Genomic DNA, 14,078 nt, shown 5'->3' with positions numbered 1-14,078 from the left:
ATACAAGGCTCATAGACGGAAATTGCGGCTGAGGATCGCGCCTCAGTTCTCTGACTTCGCGGCCCGCCTGCCGTGTCGCTTCTAGAGCGCTCTCCGCCGAAGTGGGTGCCGGTTCGGCGAAAAAGAGCGCGGCAGAACAAAGGCCCAGAGATGTGCCCCGACCCAACGTGGTCGGGCGCAGCTCTAGCGCCGGCCGGTCGATCCGAATCCACTTTCTCCGCGCCCGGATGGGGGTTCGGATTCGTCTGGATCGAGCGCGTCGACGATAGTGAAGTCCGGCCGTGTCACGCGGGTGAAGACCAGTTGCGCGATCCTGTCGCCGGGATGGATGACGATGGTCGCCCTCGGGTCGGCGTTGCGGTTCCAGGCCGAGACCATCAGAGGCCCCTCGTAATCCGCGTCGATGACGCCGGTCCCGTTGCCCAGCACCAGCCCCTCGCGATGACCGAGCCCGGAGCGCGGGAAGACGAGGCCGCACCAGTTCGGGTCGCGGATCAGTACGCTGAACCCCGCAGCGATTAGGACGGGGGGAGCCTGAGGGGTAAGGAGCAGGGGCTCGTCGAGACAGGCGTGGAGGTCGAGCCCCGCCGCCACTGACGACCCCCAGCGCGGAAAACCCCATTCCCGTAGGCGGTTGTCGCGGATGCGCAGACCGACTGTCGGGGCGGCGGACTCGCCGCTCACGCCGCCCGTGCCGCGATGACGTCGGCGAGCGCGACGATGCGGGACGCCTCTACCGCATGGAGCCGCTCGATCATCCGGCCCCGAAACGCGATGGCCCCCCGCGTCCGGTTCTCCGGCTCAGCGAAGACAGCGATGATCGCGCGCGCCTCCTCGATCTCAGCCTCCGAGGGGCCGAACAATTCGTTGGCGGTGGCGATCTGGCCGGGATGGATCAGCATCTTGCCGTCGAACCCGCTATCGCGGCCCTGCTCGCACTCGATCCGGAATCCGCTCTCGTCTCGGAAGGCATTGTAGATGCCGTCGATCACGTCGATTTCGTAGGCCCGTGCCGCCATGACCACGTTCATCAGCCAGGGCATCAGGGCCGGACGGCCCGGCACTCCGAGCCGGACTCGACTGGTCTTGGCGAGATCGTTCGGCCCGACGAGCAGGCATGACAGGCGCGTATCCACGTCGCGGGCGGCGCTGGCGATCTCGTTGATGTGCAGGATGGCCAGAGGCGTCTCGATCATGGCCCAGACGCGGGTATGGTCCGGCGCTCCGAGCCGGCGCAGGCGAGAGCCGATCGACACGAGGGCATCGGGGCCGGAGACTTTCGGAATCACGATCGCGTCCGGTCCCGCCGGCGCGATGCGGGCGAGGTCGGCCTCGCCCCATTGGGTGTCGAGGCTGTTGATCCGCACCGCGACCTCGCGCCGGCCATAGGGCCGGGAGGCCACGGTGGCGGCGACGGCGTCCCGTCCCTCCGCCTTCATCTCGGGGGCGACGCCGTCTTCGAGGTCGATCATCACGACGTCGGTGGGCAGGCCGCGCGCCTTTTCCAGAACCCGCGGATTGGAACCGGGCATGGCAAGGACGCTGCGACGCGGACGGATGTCGGTCATGGGGCGTCGATTTCCCTGAAGCCGTGGCGTGATGCACGGCCGGCGATACCGCTCGCCCTCTCCGGTTTCAAGCTCTCACACTGTGGCGGGACCGTCCGAGACCTGATGCTCGGGCGCCGCTCGGATTTCGTGCAGGCCGGTCCGGTCTCGAAACCAGAACACTCGCTTGAACGGATTCGCCCCGGATTCCGGATACGAGGATGCCAATCTTCGAGCGAGCAAGACCGCTTCGCTCCGGGTCTGAATGGCATGGGCCAGCGTCTTCCACGAGCTTTCGCCGTCACTGCCGATTCTTAGGACGTAGATCGAATGCGCCATGATTGACCTCCGCTGAACGAAAACTGGATGAACAATAGTTATTATTCAAGTCGCCCCGGCGGATTGTGGTGACGCCAGTTTTCTCGAAGGTTAACAGATTTTAATATAATCTCAGTTATTTTTAGCCCCGCCCCACCACGGGCGAAAAGCGCTAGAGCAATGGTGGCAAAGCATTAGCGGTGGGTCGAACACAAAGCCAAGCTCCGGCGGAACCGTCATCGGGTTCGGCATTTAAGTTCATATCGCGTGGTCCGTTTCGACCTGGGGGGTCATGTGGGCCAGGCGAAAAGACCCGTGCGCGAAAACTTCCCGTCATCCTCACCCGATCTCTCGAAACTGCTCTTTGACGAGGCCGCCGACGTCGATACCACCCGATGCGTTGGAAGGTCCGTTAGCATTTGATAGCGTACGCTGGTGGAAACCGCTCATGATCGGTGCCGACGCCATGTTACCGAGACCATCGGCACCCGCCGCAATCGATGACCGACACTGCCCGACACAGGAAGCCGCGAGGCTCGCCGCCCTGCGCTCCTGCGGCATGATCGGCGCGGGCTCCGATGCCGGCCTCGACCGCATCGTCAGACTGACCGCGTCGAGCCTCAGGATGCCGATCGCTTGGGTTTCTCTCATCGACGAGGAGTTCTCGTGGCTCGTAGCCCGGATCGGCGTCGACCTGCAGCGGATGCCGCGGCATGGCCTTCCCTGCGAACGGATCATCGCGCGTTCCGATGTCGTGGTCGTCAACGAGGGCGACGGCACGCCGGGCCACCGGGATGGCGGCCTCTTTCGCGATCTGCCGGATGTCCGCTTCCACGCGGGCGCCCCCCTGATCACAGGCGACGGCCACCGGATCGGCTCACTCTGCGTGCTCGATACCGAGCCGCATGCAGAGTTCGACGAAGCAGACCGGGACAGGCTCGCGGACTTCGCCGGCCTCGTGATGGACAGACTGGAAAACCATCGGACGCAATCGGCCAACGCCGCGATGTTCGGGTTCGCCAAGGCTGCCGAATATGCCCTGTTGGTCGTCGATGGCGCGGGTACGATCGCCTTCTGCAATCCCGCGGCTGAGATCCTGTTCGGGCATGGCGCGGGCGAGATGCTCGGGCGGCCCATCGAAATCATCATTCCCGAACCGCTCCGGGCCGCTCACGCGGCGGGATTTCGACGGATCGCCGCCGGGAATGCGTCACATCTCGCCGGCCGCACCATAGAGTTGATGGCCCTTCATCGCGATGGCAGCACGTTCCCCATCGAATTCTCGATGTCGCTCTGGCAGGAGCCCGGCGGGATCGGGATGGGAGCGCTCATCCGCGACATCAGTGAGTGGCGCGCCCGCGACGCCAAACTGCTCCAGCTGGCTCATCACGATAAGCTGACCGGCCTCACCAACCGTGCTCTTTTCGATGAGCGCCTGGATGGAAGCCTTTCGACGGACCGCTACGCCACGGTGATGCTGCTCGATCTCGACGGCTTCAAGGAAGTCAACGACAGTCTTGGGCACGCCGTCGGAGACGCGTTGCTCCAGGCTGTCGCGATACGGCTGTCGTCCTGCGTCACGCCCGAAATCACGGTGGCGCGTTTCGGCGGGGACGAATTCGCGCTTCTCCTGCCGGGACAGGGCAACCCGCTGAAAGCGGAAACCCTTTCCGCGAGAATCCTCGAGATCTTCCAGACCCCGTTCCCCGTGGCGGGACACGTCTTCCATGTAGGCCTCAGCATCGGCGCGGCGATTGGCGGTCCCGGCGCCGCCCGCGACGAGTTGATCGCCGATGCGGATCTGGCGCTCTATCAGGCCAAGCGGGACGGGCGGCGCTGCTTCCGTCTGTTCGAACAATCCATGCGTAGCGCGGTCGTCGCCCGCCGGGCGCTGCACGACGAACTGACCCGGGCAGTGGAGCATTCCGAACTGGTGCTGCACTACCAGCCGCAGGTCGATCTGGATTCCGGTCGTATCATCGGTGCGGAAGCCCTGCTGCGGTGGGCGCATCCCAGCCGCGGCCTGCTGTTACCTGCCACCTTCATCGACGCCCTCGAAGCCCATCCCCTCGCGGCCTCCGTCGGCCACTGGATCGTCGACGATGTGTGCCGGCAATCCGCCATCTGGCGCTCTCTCGGCCTCCCGCCCCTGCGGATCGCCGTGAACCTGTTCGGCGCTCAATTGAGGAAAGGCCGGCTGGCGGGCGAGGTGATCGCTGCGCTCGAGCGTCACGCCGTGCCACCGAGCCTCCTCGAGATCGAGGTGACGGAACGGATCGCCCTACAGGCCGACGACACCCTGCTGAACCCGTTGCGCGACTTGCACCGTCACGGGGTCTCCATCGCGTTCGACGATTTCGGCACCGGGTATGCCTCGCTCAGCTCGCTCAAGCGCTTCCCGCTGACACGGCTGAAGATCGACCGTGGCTTCATCCGCGACATCCTCACCGACCGCCATGACGCCGAGATCGTGCGGGCGGTACTCGGCATGGCTCAGAGTTTTGGCCTCGATGTCATCGCCGAGGGAATCGAGACGATCGAGCAGGATATGATGCTGCGCATGATGGGCTGCCGCGAGGGGCAAGGCTATCTCTATGGCCGGTCCATGTCAGCCGAGGCGCTGGCCGCCCTCGTCACGAACACGGGGATGGTAGGAAGAACCGGACCGAAAGCGGCCTGACGGAACCTTGTATCAACCCGCAGTGGACCCAGCGGTCACGCGGAGAGGCGTCGATCGCGCGGCTCGGGCTCAGAGGGGACGAGTCGCGCTGGCCTTCTGGAGAAGCCAGCCCTTGGCGCGCTGGATCAGGGCCGGGCGGACCCGCGACACATCCTCGTCGTCCAGCAGGGGAGAGGTGGACAGGGCGGCGAGATACGCCGCTTCACTGCCGCGGCAGGATTTCACGGCGGATTCAGCGGCGAACGTCCGGCTCGTCAGGACGGCTTGCAGGCCGAAATGGCGTTGAAGGCATCCGCGCCAGGACGAATGCAGGGTGGCGACTTCGGAATCCTGAGTTGAGACATGAGGATTCTCGGCCGACGCCTGGGATATGTAGGACAACGGGACCAGGGCAGCCATCAGGATGCCTGCGGACACGCGGCTCAGCTTTGTCATGAGGAGAGTTTCCCGAACCCGGTCACCCTCGCCCATCCAAGCTTAACAAGTCGCTAATTCATCGCCTTTGAAGCGATCCCTCGACGGGATGCTGCCGCATCCGGTCCCATGCTCTCTATCTGTTGGCCGTCGTCACCGGCGACGCGGCGCGGCCGAGGGAGACCCAGGCCATGGAGCTCTGGCTTTCGCGCTTGATGAAGGTGTAGCCGGTCTGGCGCCAGGGAAGGACATTGTTGGTCTTGTTGTCGAGGACGAGATCGCCGCGGTCGGTGATCAAGGTCAGGACGGCATGTCCCTCCCCCTTCTCGTCGATGACCACGGTCATCCGCATGGCCCGGCGCGGCAGGCCGGCCTCGGCGAGAAACTTGCGCTTCAGAAGCTGAAAATCCTCGCAATCGCCAGCGCCGGATTCCGCGAGGTCCCAGCGGTCGGCGACGCCGAGTTGCTCCATGTCGGTGACGGCGCGGATGGACTTGTTCACGCGGCGGTTCACCGAGACGATGGTGTTCCAGATTCCGGGGGTCAGGGTGATCGTGGCCGGCTCGGCGGCATTGACCGCGCATTCAGCGGGATAAGTCTCGCAGAACGTCACCCAGGCGCTGATGGGGCGGGCTGCGCCGGCAGTCGAGATGGCGCTTGGCACATTGGGGAGAGAGGCCAGCGTCTGAGCGGAAGCGACGTCCGGCACGGCGGCGAGGGACGCGAACGCGACACCCGAAACCAGGCTCAAACGCCCAATCGCCCGCCTAAGGGAGACGACCGCATCGTGGAACTTCGAAATCGCGATCCGCATGGCCGCCGCTCGTCCCGTTAATCTGTTGTTAACGAAAGTCTCACGGCCACGGGGGAACGGCAATCGGCGGGTTAAGAAAAGGTTAACGCTGTGGATTTCAGGGTACCGCGGCGAAAGCCGGGGGACGTTGCACGGGCGCCACGAGGGTCCGCACCGACTGCGCGCCGCACACTACCCGGCTGAGCCGTGGCAGGGTGCGGCGGCCCGAGACGCCCTACGCGTCGGGGATGTCCTGGCTGATGCCCAGGGCGGCGAGTCCTTCGTCGAGGAGGTCACCGGCATCGGGCGAGCCCATGATCTCGCGCAGGGCGCCTTCGCCAACGGCTTCGCGTTCGCGGGCGAAGCGGACCGCCTCCCCCCATTCTTCGGCTTCCATGTCGCCACGCCCGACATAGAGAAGAGCCAGGAGGTTGGCCCGCTCGTCGTCGTTGAGGCCGTTGATCATGGAGCGGATCTCCGATTCCGTGGCATCGTCGGCGCTCGACGTGAGGACGTCGGTGGCGCCGTCATCGATCGGGTTGGAGCCTGAGTCGGGATCGGTCGGTCCTTCCTTCACGTCCAGCGCCCTGACCCGGAGAATGATCTCGGTGACCTTGTCGACGGCGATATCCATGAGACGATCCTGTGATGCGCACCGCCGGCGGCGGCGTTTCCTGGCCAGACGCGACGGCCCTCGTGGGGCGCCGTCCTTGAGCAGCGTCAACCCGCCAGAGCCGCCACGGTTCGCGTGACGCGCTGGATCGCCGGGCTCGATGGCTGCCGAGGCGCCTGGGCGGGCGTCCTCCTCGATCTGGATGATCCCGGCCGCTACCGCGCGATGCGGTTCACCCGCGTCGCCGATCTCCTCGACTGTCCGGAGGCGCCGGTCTGCATCGGGATCGACGTCCCGATCGGCTTGCCCGACCATATTGAAGGTAGGGGTCGCGTGGCCGACAGCGCGGCCAGGGCCTATCTCGCGGGCGGGATATCGAGCGTCTTCCCGGTACCGCCGCGCGCGGCTGTTCATGCCGGCGACTACGAGGAGGCCAAGGCCCTCTCCCGCGCCGCCAGCACACCGCCCTTCGCGCCCTCCATTCAATGCTGGAACATCACCCGCTACATCCGCGAGGTCGATGACCTCCTTCTCTCGCGAAATGAAGCCCGCCTCGTGATCCACGAGGTTCACCCGGAGGTGGCGTTTCGCCGCCTCAACGGTGACCGGCCCCTCACATCCGCCAAGAAGGGACCCGAGCGGCAGGTGGGGCTGGCGGAACGCCGCGCGCTTTTGCGAAACGCCGGCCTTCCCGCCCCGCTGGTCGATGCGGCGCGACCACGGGGCGTAGGGGCCGACGACCACCTCGACGCCCTCGCCGCTTTGGTGGTGGCCCGCGACATCTTTCTCGGACGCGCCATCCCCCTGCCCAACCCGCCGGGACGCGACCGGCACGGTCTGCCCGTGGTGATCTGGGCTCCCGCTGGTCATGGTCCGATTCCCTGTTAAACCTTGACCATGATTCACCTTCCGACGACCGAAGTGCCCGGACGCTCTTCAAACGAAGAGACTCTCATTCATGGGTTTTGCAGGGAGGAGATTCTCGCCGCTCCCCTTCGCGACGCGGCACGTGCCCTGGTCTTCGACCCGCAGGACCGGCTGCTCCTGATCGCGTACGAGGCGCAACGGCCGATCGATCCCTCGAAGCCGGAGGATAGAACCTTCTGGTTCATGCCGGGTGGGGGTTTGGAACCCGGCGAAAGCCACGCGGAAGCCTGCCTCCGGGAACTGGGCGAGGAAATCGGGGTTTTCGATGCCGAGATCGGCCCACAGGTTGCCGCCTGCAATGGGCCGTTCTTGCTGTTCCCGCTGCTGCGCGATGCCCGCGAACGCTATTTCGTGGTGCGTCTGCCCAATGACGAAGTGGATACCACACGCCTCGCCGAAACCGAGGACAGCACGGTCCTCGGTACGCGCTGGTGGACGCTCGACGAGTTGGACGCCACCGGCGAACGGATCGAGCCGGCGGGCCTCGCTCGCATCGCCAGACGCATCGCGAACGGTGAGCGGCCCGATCCACCTGTCATGCTGGCTTGGCATAAGGTGTGAACCCGCACCGGGCCATCCACCGGAAGCTGGGCTAGGCCAAGCGTCGGAACCAAGTATGGCACGGGCCGTGGCTGCCAAAGCTACGTGTCGATAACCGGGCCGCTACGGCTGCCCTCAACAACAACGCTCAAGGAAGGCAAACGCATGTTTCCAGAAAAGCTGACCACAGGATACCGGTCGTTCCTCGATGGACGCTTGTCGGACGAGGCCAAACGCTACGCCGCACTGGCCAAAGGCCAGAATCCGGAAGTCCTGTTGATCGGCTGCTGTGACAGCCGCGTTTCGCCGGAGGTCATCTTCGATACCGGGCCGGGCGAACTCTTCATCATCCGCAACGTGGCGAACCTCGTTCCCCCCTTCGAGGAGGGCGGCGAGTATCATGGCACATCGGCGGCCATCGAATTCGCCGTACAGGCTCTGGAAGTGAAGCACATCGTCGTGCTGGGCCATGCCACCTGCGGCGGCATCAAGGCCTATGCCAACCCGCCGGGCCCGCTATCCACGAGCGACTTCATCGGCAAATGGGTATCCCTGGTGAAGGGAGCCGAGGAGAAGCTCAAGGTTCAGAAGGGGCCGGATCACCTGACCCGCCTCGAATACGCGACCGTGGCTCAGAGCCTCGAGAATCTGCTGACGTTCCCCTTCGTCCGCGAGCGGGTCGCCGACGGCCGTCTTGCACTCCATGGCGCGCATTTTGGCATCGCTCATGGCGAGCTTCGCCTGCGCAATCCCGAGACGGGGGATTTCGAGCCCGCCGTCGATGGTGGGGGGAAGCCGATGACGCCCGCCTCCCTGATGCATAGCAGCGAAGTCTGAGCAGATTCGCCCCCGTATCTGAATGAATACGGGGGCGGTCGTTTCAGCCAAGTCGATCAGCCAAGTCGATTCACGAAGAAACGCCGGGCCTCGCCAGCCCGGCGTTTCTCGTTGCAAAGGATAGCGCCGCCGCCCCGAAGGACGGCGACGGGTCCCGAGACTTCAGCGAGCGCCGGGAAGACGCTGCGCCATCTGGTAATGCTGCTGCAGCACCGGAAGCGCCTGCTCGGCATGGGCGCGAAGCGCAGGGTTCGTGCCGGTCTGGGCATAGGACTGGTACATGCCGATCGACATCTCGTGCGACTTTACCTGGATCTGGCCGTAGAGGCGGTCGAAGCGCGGGCCGGCCGGGGCAGCGGCGAGTTCCGCGAGCATGGCCTGCTGCTCGGGGCTGACCGGGACCATGGTGGTGCCGGCAGTGGTGTCGACGTCGCCGTTAAAAGCCTGGCTACCGGCGGCAGCGCCACGGCTCGCGCCGCTACCGATTCCCTCGACGGCACCGACCGGGCCACCGCTCAGCGTACCGGCGACGACGCCGGTGGCAGCGCCCGTGGCCGCGCCGACTGCACCGCCGGCAATCGCCAGCGGGGCGCCGATCAGACCACCGGGGCCGCCGTTACCGGCAAAGGTGCGCTCGCCGCCGGCCAGGGCCACATTGGCGGCGCGGTGGTCGCGCACGGCGTCACGGGCGAAACGGATCACCTGAGGGTTGCGGCTCTTCGACAGCGCCATCTGGCTGGACTGAACCTCGAACGCATTGGCCTGCATCGCCTGCAGGCGGAAATCACCGGACATGGTCTGCGCGGCGGCGGGGGTCGCCATGGCGACGGCAATAGCGGAGAACGCAACGTACTTGTTCATGATGAGAACCTCTGGATAGGATCTGAAAACGTCTGGGCGGCGGTCAGGATCGCAGTTATGCAGATCGGCATGACCAACAACGCCACGTTTGGCGGACAACGATACGTCAACCGTTGGGTTCCAAACAAATGTCGTTCCGCATGCGGGCATTCTACTGACGTTCATCATCATAGACCCAAGATGCACACCGTCTTATAGCCAAGCTTTATCGATACATCCGGCACCTACGATGAGCCCCCCACGGCGCGCCATTTTCCCCTACGCCGCAGAAAAAGCGTGGGTTCACGGGGAGGCGGAGTTTTCCCGAACGCGAAACCGCTCTAGCCTGCCGCCCCGACGACGTTGATGTGGATGGAGGCTCCCGGCGATGAAGACCCTGCTCGTTCCGGTGGCGCTCCATGACGCCCTGCCCTCGGTATTCGCCACGACGCTTCTGGTCGGACGTCGATTCGGCAGCTTGATCGAGGGAATTTCCCTGCGGCCGGCGCTCGCCGAATATGTGCCGGTGGACATGGTCGGCGGCATGACATGGCTGCGCGACGAAGAAGCCGACAAGGCCGAGGCCGAGGCCGCCGGGAAGCGCTTCGTCGATTTCCTCGTCGACGGCGGTATTCCCGTGGCGACCGAGGGTCCATGCACCCCGGAATTCGTGGCCAGCGCCGGAACACGCTACCGCTGGCGGCCGGACGTACCGGCGGGCGATGCATTCCTCGGCCATCACGCCCGTCTGTTCACCGCCACCGTGGTCGGGCGCCCGGGCACGGGCGACGGCGCGCCGCGCATGACGACGTTCGAAACGGCGTTGTTCGAGAGCGGCCGGCCGATCCTGCTGGCGCCGCCCACGCCTCCGACGAGTGTCGGCGACGCGATCCTCATCGCCTGGAACGGGTCGAGCGAGACCGCCCGGGCGGTGGCCTTCGCCATGCCATTCCTGCGGAAGGCGTCCCGCATCCGCATCATCAGCGCGGAGGGCGGCATGGTACCGGGTCCGAGCGCGGAGGATCTGGCCAAGGCGCTCGCCTGCGAGGGAATTTTCGCAGACCACAAGGCCTTCTCCGAGGGTCGGCGCACACCCGGAGAGATCTTTCTCAATGAGGCTCGGGATTTCGGCTGCGATCTTCTGATCAAGGGCGCCTACACGCAGAGCCGCCTGCGCCAGATGATCTTCGGGGGGGCAACCAGCCATGTCCTCGCCCATGCCACCATGCCGATGCTGATGGCGCACTGACAGCATCGGTCGCTCCCTGATAGCGCGCAATTGATTTGTGCGCATACGAACCCGATGCCACCCTGCGCGTTGTCGAAGCGCTTTCCGCCGCAATGGGGGAAGCGTTCGGCCCGGTTCAGAGAACCGGGACGGCTCCACCGCGAGGCATTTCATGACACGACGGATCATCACGGTCGGCACGCTGTGCCTCGGCCTCCTCTCGGGCCTGCCGGCAACGACCTCCTCCGTCCTCGCCGATCCCGCGGTGGTTCGCGTCCGGGGCACGATCGAGTCCGTCGAGGGCGACCATGTGACGATCAAGCCCCGGATCGGACAATCCGTATCGGTCAAGTTCGCCGATGCGATGAAGGTAGCGGCCGCCAGCAAGGCCGAGATCGGCGACATCAAGCCCGACAGCTATGTCGGCACCGCCGCGACGCCTCAGGCCGACGGGACCCTTAAGGCCCTCGAAGTCGCGGTCTTCGCTCCGAGCATGCGCGGGACCGGCGACGGTCATTATCCGTGGGATCTCGAGAAGGAAAACACGATGACGAACGGCGCAGTGGGCGCGCTCACAGGCACTGCCGGCCGCACGATCACCGTGACCTATAAGGGCGGCGAGAAGACCATCACTGTCCCCGAGGACGTACCGATCGTCGCCCTGAACCCGTCGGACAAGTCCGTCATCAAGGTCGGCGCCCGCGTGGTGGCGATCACCAAGGCGGATGCAACCGGCGCGGTCGTGGCCGACCGGTTGATCGTCGGCGAGAACGGTACCGTCCCGCCGATGTGACCCGCGCCTCGGCGCGACTTTGATCGTCCGGGGCATCGGCGCAGCCCCGGCACCGAGGTGTGATTCCTGCCGCCTGCCTCGGGTACAACGACGCCGAACTCCCACGCCTGAGGGCACGCCATGCTCAAGTCCTTTCTGACGACGCTCACCTTGACGCTCGCCATGACGGCCACCGCCGCGCGGGCCGATGACATCACGCGCTATCGCGGGACCATCGAGAAGGTCGACGGGGCGGCCGTCACCATCAAGCCGCGCGTCGGGGAGTCGCTGACGGTGAGCATGGCGCCGGATGTGAAGGTGCTGGCGGCTTCCACCGGCAGGCTCTCCGACATCAAGCCCGACAGTTACATCGGCACGGCGGCGATCCCGCAGCCGGACGGAACGCAGAAGGCACTGCAGGTCACCGTCTTCGCCTCGTCCCTCCGCGGCACGGCCGACGGCCATTATCCGTGGGATCTCGGCTCCAACTCCACCATGACCAACGGCGCCATCGGAACGATCTCCGGCACCGAGGGTCGTAGCCTGCTGGTCAAGTATCAGGGCGGGGAGAAGAAGGTGACTGTACCGGAAGACGTGCCGGTGACCCAGGTTGATCCGGGCGACAAATCCATCGTCGTCGACGGGGCGAAGGTCGTCGCCTTCACCAAGAAGGGCGCCGATGGAAAGCCCTCCGCCGTGATCCTGATCGTCGGCCGCAACGGGACCGTTCCATCGATGTGACGGCGTTGTGCCCTCCCCTCTCTATGGGGGAGGGTACCGGCGGAGCAAATGGGAGTGGGCGGGGTACGCGAAACGCCGTTCGAGATGCATGTCAAAGGTCGAACACGCGATGTCACCGTCTGCCGCCGGCCACTCGCGCGTTGTGGTGATCCACCCCCTCCTTGTGCGCGTGACACATTGGATCAACGCGATCGCGGTGTTCTGTATGCTGTTCAGCGGGTGGGCGATCTATAATGCCTCTCCGCTCTTCCCCTTCGTGTTCCCGAAATGGGCGACTCTCGGCGGATGGCTCGGCGGGGCGCTCGCCTGGCACTTCGCGGCCATGTGGCTGTTCGCCCTGAACGGCCTCATCTACGCGCTCTACGGCCTACTCTCCCGTCACTTCGCGCGTTCGTTCCTGCCGGTGAGCCCGGCGGCGTTCTGGCGCGATGCCACGGCCGCCCTGAAGCTGCGCCTGACCCACCGGATCGGCCAGTACAACGCAGTGCAAAGGCTCGCCTATCTGGTGGCGTTCCTCCTCGGAATCCTGCTCCTCGCCTCGGGGCTCGCGTTGTGGAAGCCGGTCCAACTGCAGGGGTTGGCCAATCTCTTCGGCGGCTATGAAGCGGCACGGCGCGTCCATTTCCTCGCCATGTCCGGCCTCGTCGGCTTCATCTTGCTCCATCTCGCGCTGGTGATCCTGGTGCCGCGGACCCTCGTGGCAATGATCACCGGCCGCGCCCGTATCCCCGTCGATCCGGTGGAGGCACGCTCATGAGCCGTGAGGAGAACGAGGCGAAACGCCTGAGCGGGCTCCGCCGCGAGATCCAGCCGGAACTGGTGAAGCTGGAGCGCCGCCTGTTCCTACGCTCCGGCCTGTCGCTCGGTGCCCTGTCGCTGCTCTCGGGCTGCAACCTCTCCACCGGGGCCAACGGCACGGTGATCGACCGGGCGCTCTGGGCGATGTCGCGGGCCAACGACCGGGTCCAGGCCTGGCTGTTCGATCCGAACACCCTCGCACCGACCTATCCGGCGAGCATGATCGACACGCCGTTCCGCTTCAACGCCTACTACCCACCCGACAATATACCCGAGATCGACGAGGCGACGTGGAAGCTCGATGTCGGCGGCCTCGTGGCAGACAAGACACCCTGGACTCTACAAAGGCTGCGCGCCCTGCCGCAGGAGAGCCAGATCACCCGGCATATCTGCATCGAGGGCTGGAGCCAGATCGGCCAGTGGAGCGGCGTACCGTTGAGGTCTTTTCTCGAACGGGTCGGTGCCGACCTCACCGCGAAGTATGTCGGCTTCAAATGTGCCGACCGCTATTACGGCAGCCTCGACATGCCGAGCGCCCTCCACCCGCAGACCGTCCTGGCACTGGATTTCGGCGGTGTGCCGCTGCCCCTCGAATATGGCTATCCCCTCCGCGTGCGCGTGCCGACGAAGCTCGGCTTCAAGAGCCCCAAACACATCGTATCGGTCTTCGCGACCAATGATGATCCCGGCGGCTATTGGGAGGATCAGGGCTACAATTGGTTCAGCGGCATCTGACCCCGGGGCCCGGCGCGCTGGGGCCGGCGGTTGGTCCAGACATCGTCTCGGGCTCTAAAAGCACAAGCCTGCTCCAGCTTGATGAGCATGGGGGAGGATCTTTCCAGAAGCACCTGGACTTTGAAAATCCCTCTCGTTGACCCGGACGGGTCAGAATAGGCACATTACATCCGAGCCGTAGAGAACATCGTTTCTCCGCGAAATGCTTGCCAGGACTATCGTGTCCGGGCTCTGAGCTTCGATGGGATATCCGTGCCGAGCCACTTCGAGTCGCCCCCCGCCGATATCAACGCCT

The 14,078-nt window shown here is 65.3% G+C and carries 16 protein-coding genes; 9 read left to right on the top strand and 7 right to left on the bottom strand.

Annotated elements, in window-relative coordinates; all coding sequences use genetic code 11:
* Positions 1-183 precede the first annotated feature (183 nt).
* The 3 genes from dut to ACYQR9_RS07485 all read right to left on the bottom strand — a co-directional run bounded on the left by dut (position 184) and on the right by ACYQR9_RS07485 (position 1,886).
* Positions 184-684 (bottom strand): dUTP diphosphatase, encoded by a 501-nt coding sequence (gene dut / locus ACYQR9_RS07495; RefSeq protein ID WP_461229212.1) that lies wholly within the window; start codon positions 682-684, stop codon positions 184-186.
* A complete protein-coding gene (locus ACYQR9_RS07490; protein WP_461229211.1) occupies positions 681-1,568 on the bottom strand; it encodes an HpcH/HpaI aldolase/citrate lyase family protein in 888 nt (295 codons plus the stop codon). The genes dut and ACYQR9_RS07490 overlap by 4 nt, the downstream gene beginning before the upstream one ends.
* A gap of 75 nt (positions 1,569-1,643) precedes the next feature.
* On the bottom strand, positions 1,644-1,886 hold the full coding sequence (locus ACYQR9_RS07485) for a hypothetical protein (protein WP_461229210.1): 243 nt from the start codon (positions 1,884-1,886) through the stop codon (positions 1,644-1,646).
* Positions 1,887-2,313: 427 nt separating this feature from the next.
* Between ACYQR9_RS07485 and ACYQR9_RS07480 the strand changes: the two genes are divergently transcribed.
* Positions 2,314-4,545, top strand: coding sequence for a putative bifunctional diguanylate cyclase/phosphodiesterase (locus ACYQR9_RS07480; RefSeq protein ID WP_461229209.1), 2,232 nt, complete (start codon positions 2,314-2,316; stop codon positions 4,543-4,545).
* 69 nt (positions 4,546-4,614) lie between these two features.
* On the opposite strand, the gene ACYQR9_RS07475 is transcribed toward ACYQR9_RS07480, so the two are convergent.
* From ACYQR9_RS07475 to ACYQR9_RS07465, 3 genes are all read right to left on the bottom strand, one after another.
* Positions 4,615-4,980: a hypothetical protein gene (locus tag ACYQR9_RS07475; RefSeq protein ID WP_461229208.1), complete on the bottom strand. Its 366-nt coding sequence runs from the start codon at positions 4,978-4,980 to the stop codon at positions 4,615-4,617.
* A 115-nt stretch (positions 4,981-5,095) separates the two neighbouring features.
* Complete coding sequence (locus tag ACYQR9_RS07470) at positions 5,096-5,773, bottom strand: transglutaminase-like cysteine peptidase (protein ID WP_207409961.1); 678 nt, start codon at positions 5,771-5,773, stop codon at positions 5,096-5,098.
* A gap of 214 nt (positions 5,774-5,987) precedes the next feature.
* Positions 5,988-6,386, bottom strand: coding sequence for a DUF3775 domain-containing protein (locus ACYQR9_RS07465; protein ID WP_056423558.1), 399 nt, complete (start codon positions 6,384-6,386; stop codon positions 5,988-5,990).
* Between the two features lie 114 nt (positions 6,387-6,500).
* Here ACYQR9_RS07465 and ACYQR9_RS07460 point away from each other — a divergent pair, with 114 nt between their 5' ends.
* The 3 genes from ACYQR9_RS07460 (at position 6,501) to ACYQR9_RS07450 (ending at position 8,669) form a co-directional block, all read left to right on the top strand.
* Positions 6,501-7,253: a DUF429 domain-containing protein gene (locus ACYQR9_RS07460; RefSeq protein ID WP_461229207.1), complete on the top strand. Its 753-nt coding sequence runs from the start codon at positions 6,501-6,503 to the stop codon at positions 7,251-7,253.
* A gap of 9 nt (positions 7,254-7,262) precedes the next feature.
* Positions 7,263-7,853 carry an NUDIX hydrolase gene (locus tag ACYQR9_RS07455; protein WP_461229206.1) on the top strand — a complete coding sequence of 197 codons (591 nt, stop codon included), beginning with the start codon at positions 7,263-7,265 and terminating at the stop codon, positions 7,851-7,853.
* Positions 7,854-7,997: 144 nt separating this feature from the next.
* On the top strand, positions 7,998-8,669 hold the full coding sequence (locus tag ACYQR9_RS07450) for a carbonic anhydrase (RefSeq protein WP_056423555.1): 672 nt from the start codon (positions 7,998-8,000) through the stop codon (positions 8,667-8,669).
* 162 nt (positions 8,670-8,831) lie between these two features.
* Here ACYQR9_RS07450 and ACYQR9_RS07445 read toward each other — a convergent pair whose 3' ends face one another.
* Positions 8,832-9,533: a DUF4142 domain-containing protein gene (locus ACYQR9_RS07445; RefSeq protein WP_461229753.1), complete on the bottom strand. Its 702-nt coding sequence runs from the start codon at positions 9,531-9,533 to the stop codon at positions 8,832-8,834.
* 364 nt (positions 9,534-9,897) lie between these two features.
* On the opposite strand from ACYQR9_RS07445, the gene ACYQR9_RS07440 reads away from it, so the two are divergent.
* From ACYQR9_RS07440 to ACYQR9_RS07420, 5 genes are all read left to right on the top strand, one after another.
* Entirely contained in the window at positions 9,898-10,758 is an 861-nt protein-coding gene (locus tag ACYQR9_RS07440; RefSeq protein ID WP_461229205.1) for a universal stress protein, read from the top strand.
* A 151-nt stretch (positions 10,759-10,909) separates the two neighbouring features.
* A complete protein-coding gene (locus ACYQR9_RS07435; protein WP_461221140.1) occupies positions 10,910-11,530 on the top strand; it encodes a hypothetical protein in 621 nt (206 codons plus the stop codon).
* 120 nt (positions 11,531-11,650) lie between these two features.
* Positions 11,651-12,250, top strand: coding sequence for a hypothetical protein (locus tag ACYQR9_RS07430; protein ID WP_461229204.1), 600 nt, complete (start codon positions 11,651-11,653; stop codon positions 12,248-12,250).
* Positions 12,251-12,359: 109 nt separating this feature from the next.
* A complete protein-coding gene (locus tag ACYQR9_RS07425; protein WP_461229203.1) occupies positions 12,360-13,007 on the top strand; it encodes a cytochrome b/b6 domain-containing protein in 648 nt (215 codons plus the stop codon).
* Positions 13,004-13,783 carry a molybdopterin-dependent oxidoreductase gene (locus tag ACYQR9_RS07420; protein ID WP_461229202.1) on the top strand — a complete coding sequence of 260 codons (780 nt, stop codon included), beginning with the start codon at positions 13,004-13,006 and terminating at the stop codon, positions 13,781-13,783. Before ACYQR9_RS07425 ends, ACYQR9_RS07420 begins: the two co-directional genes overlap by 4 nt.
* Positions 13,784-14,078 lie beyond the last annotated feature (295 nt).

The organism is Methylobacterium sp. CM6241 (genome assembly GCF_054817845.1).
Note: the sequence above shows the minus strand (reverse complement) of the source record. Positions and strands in the feature narration are given on the sequence as shown.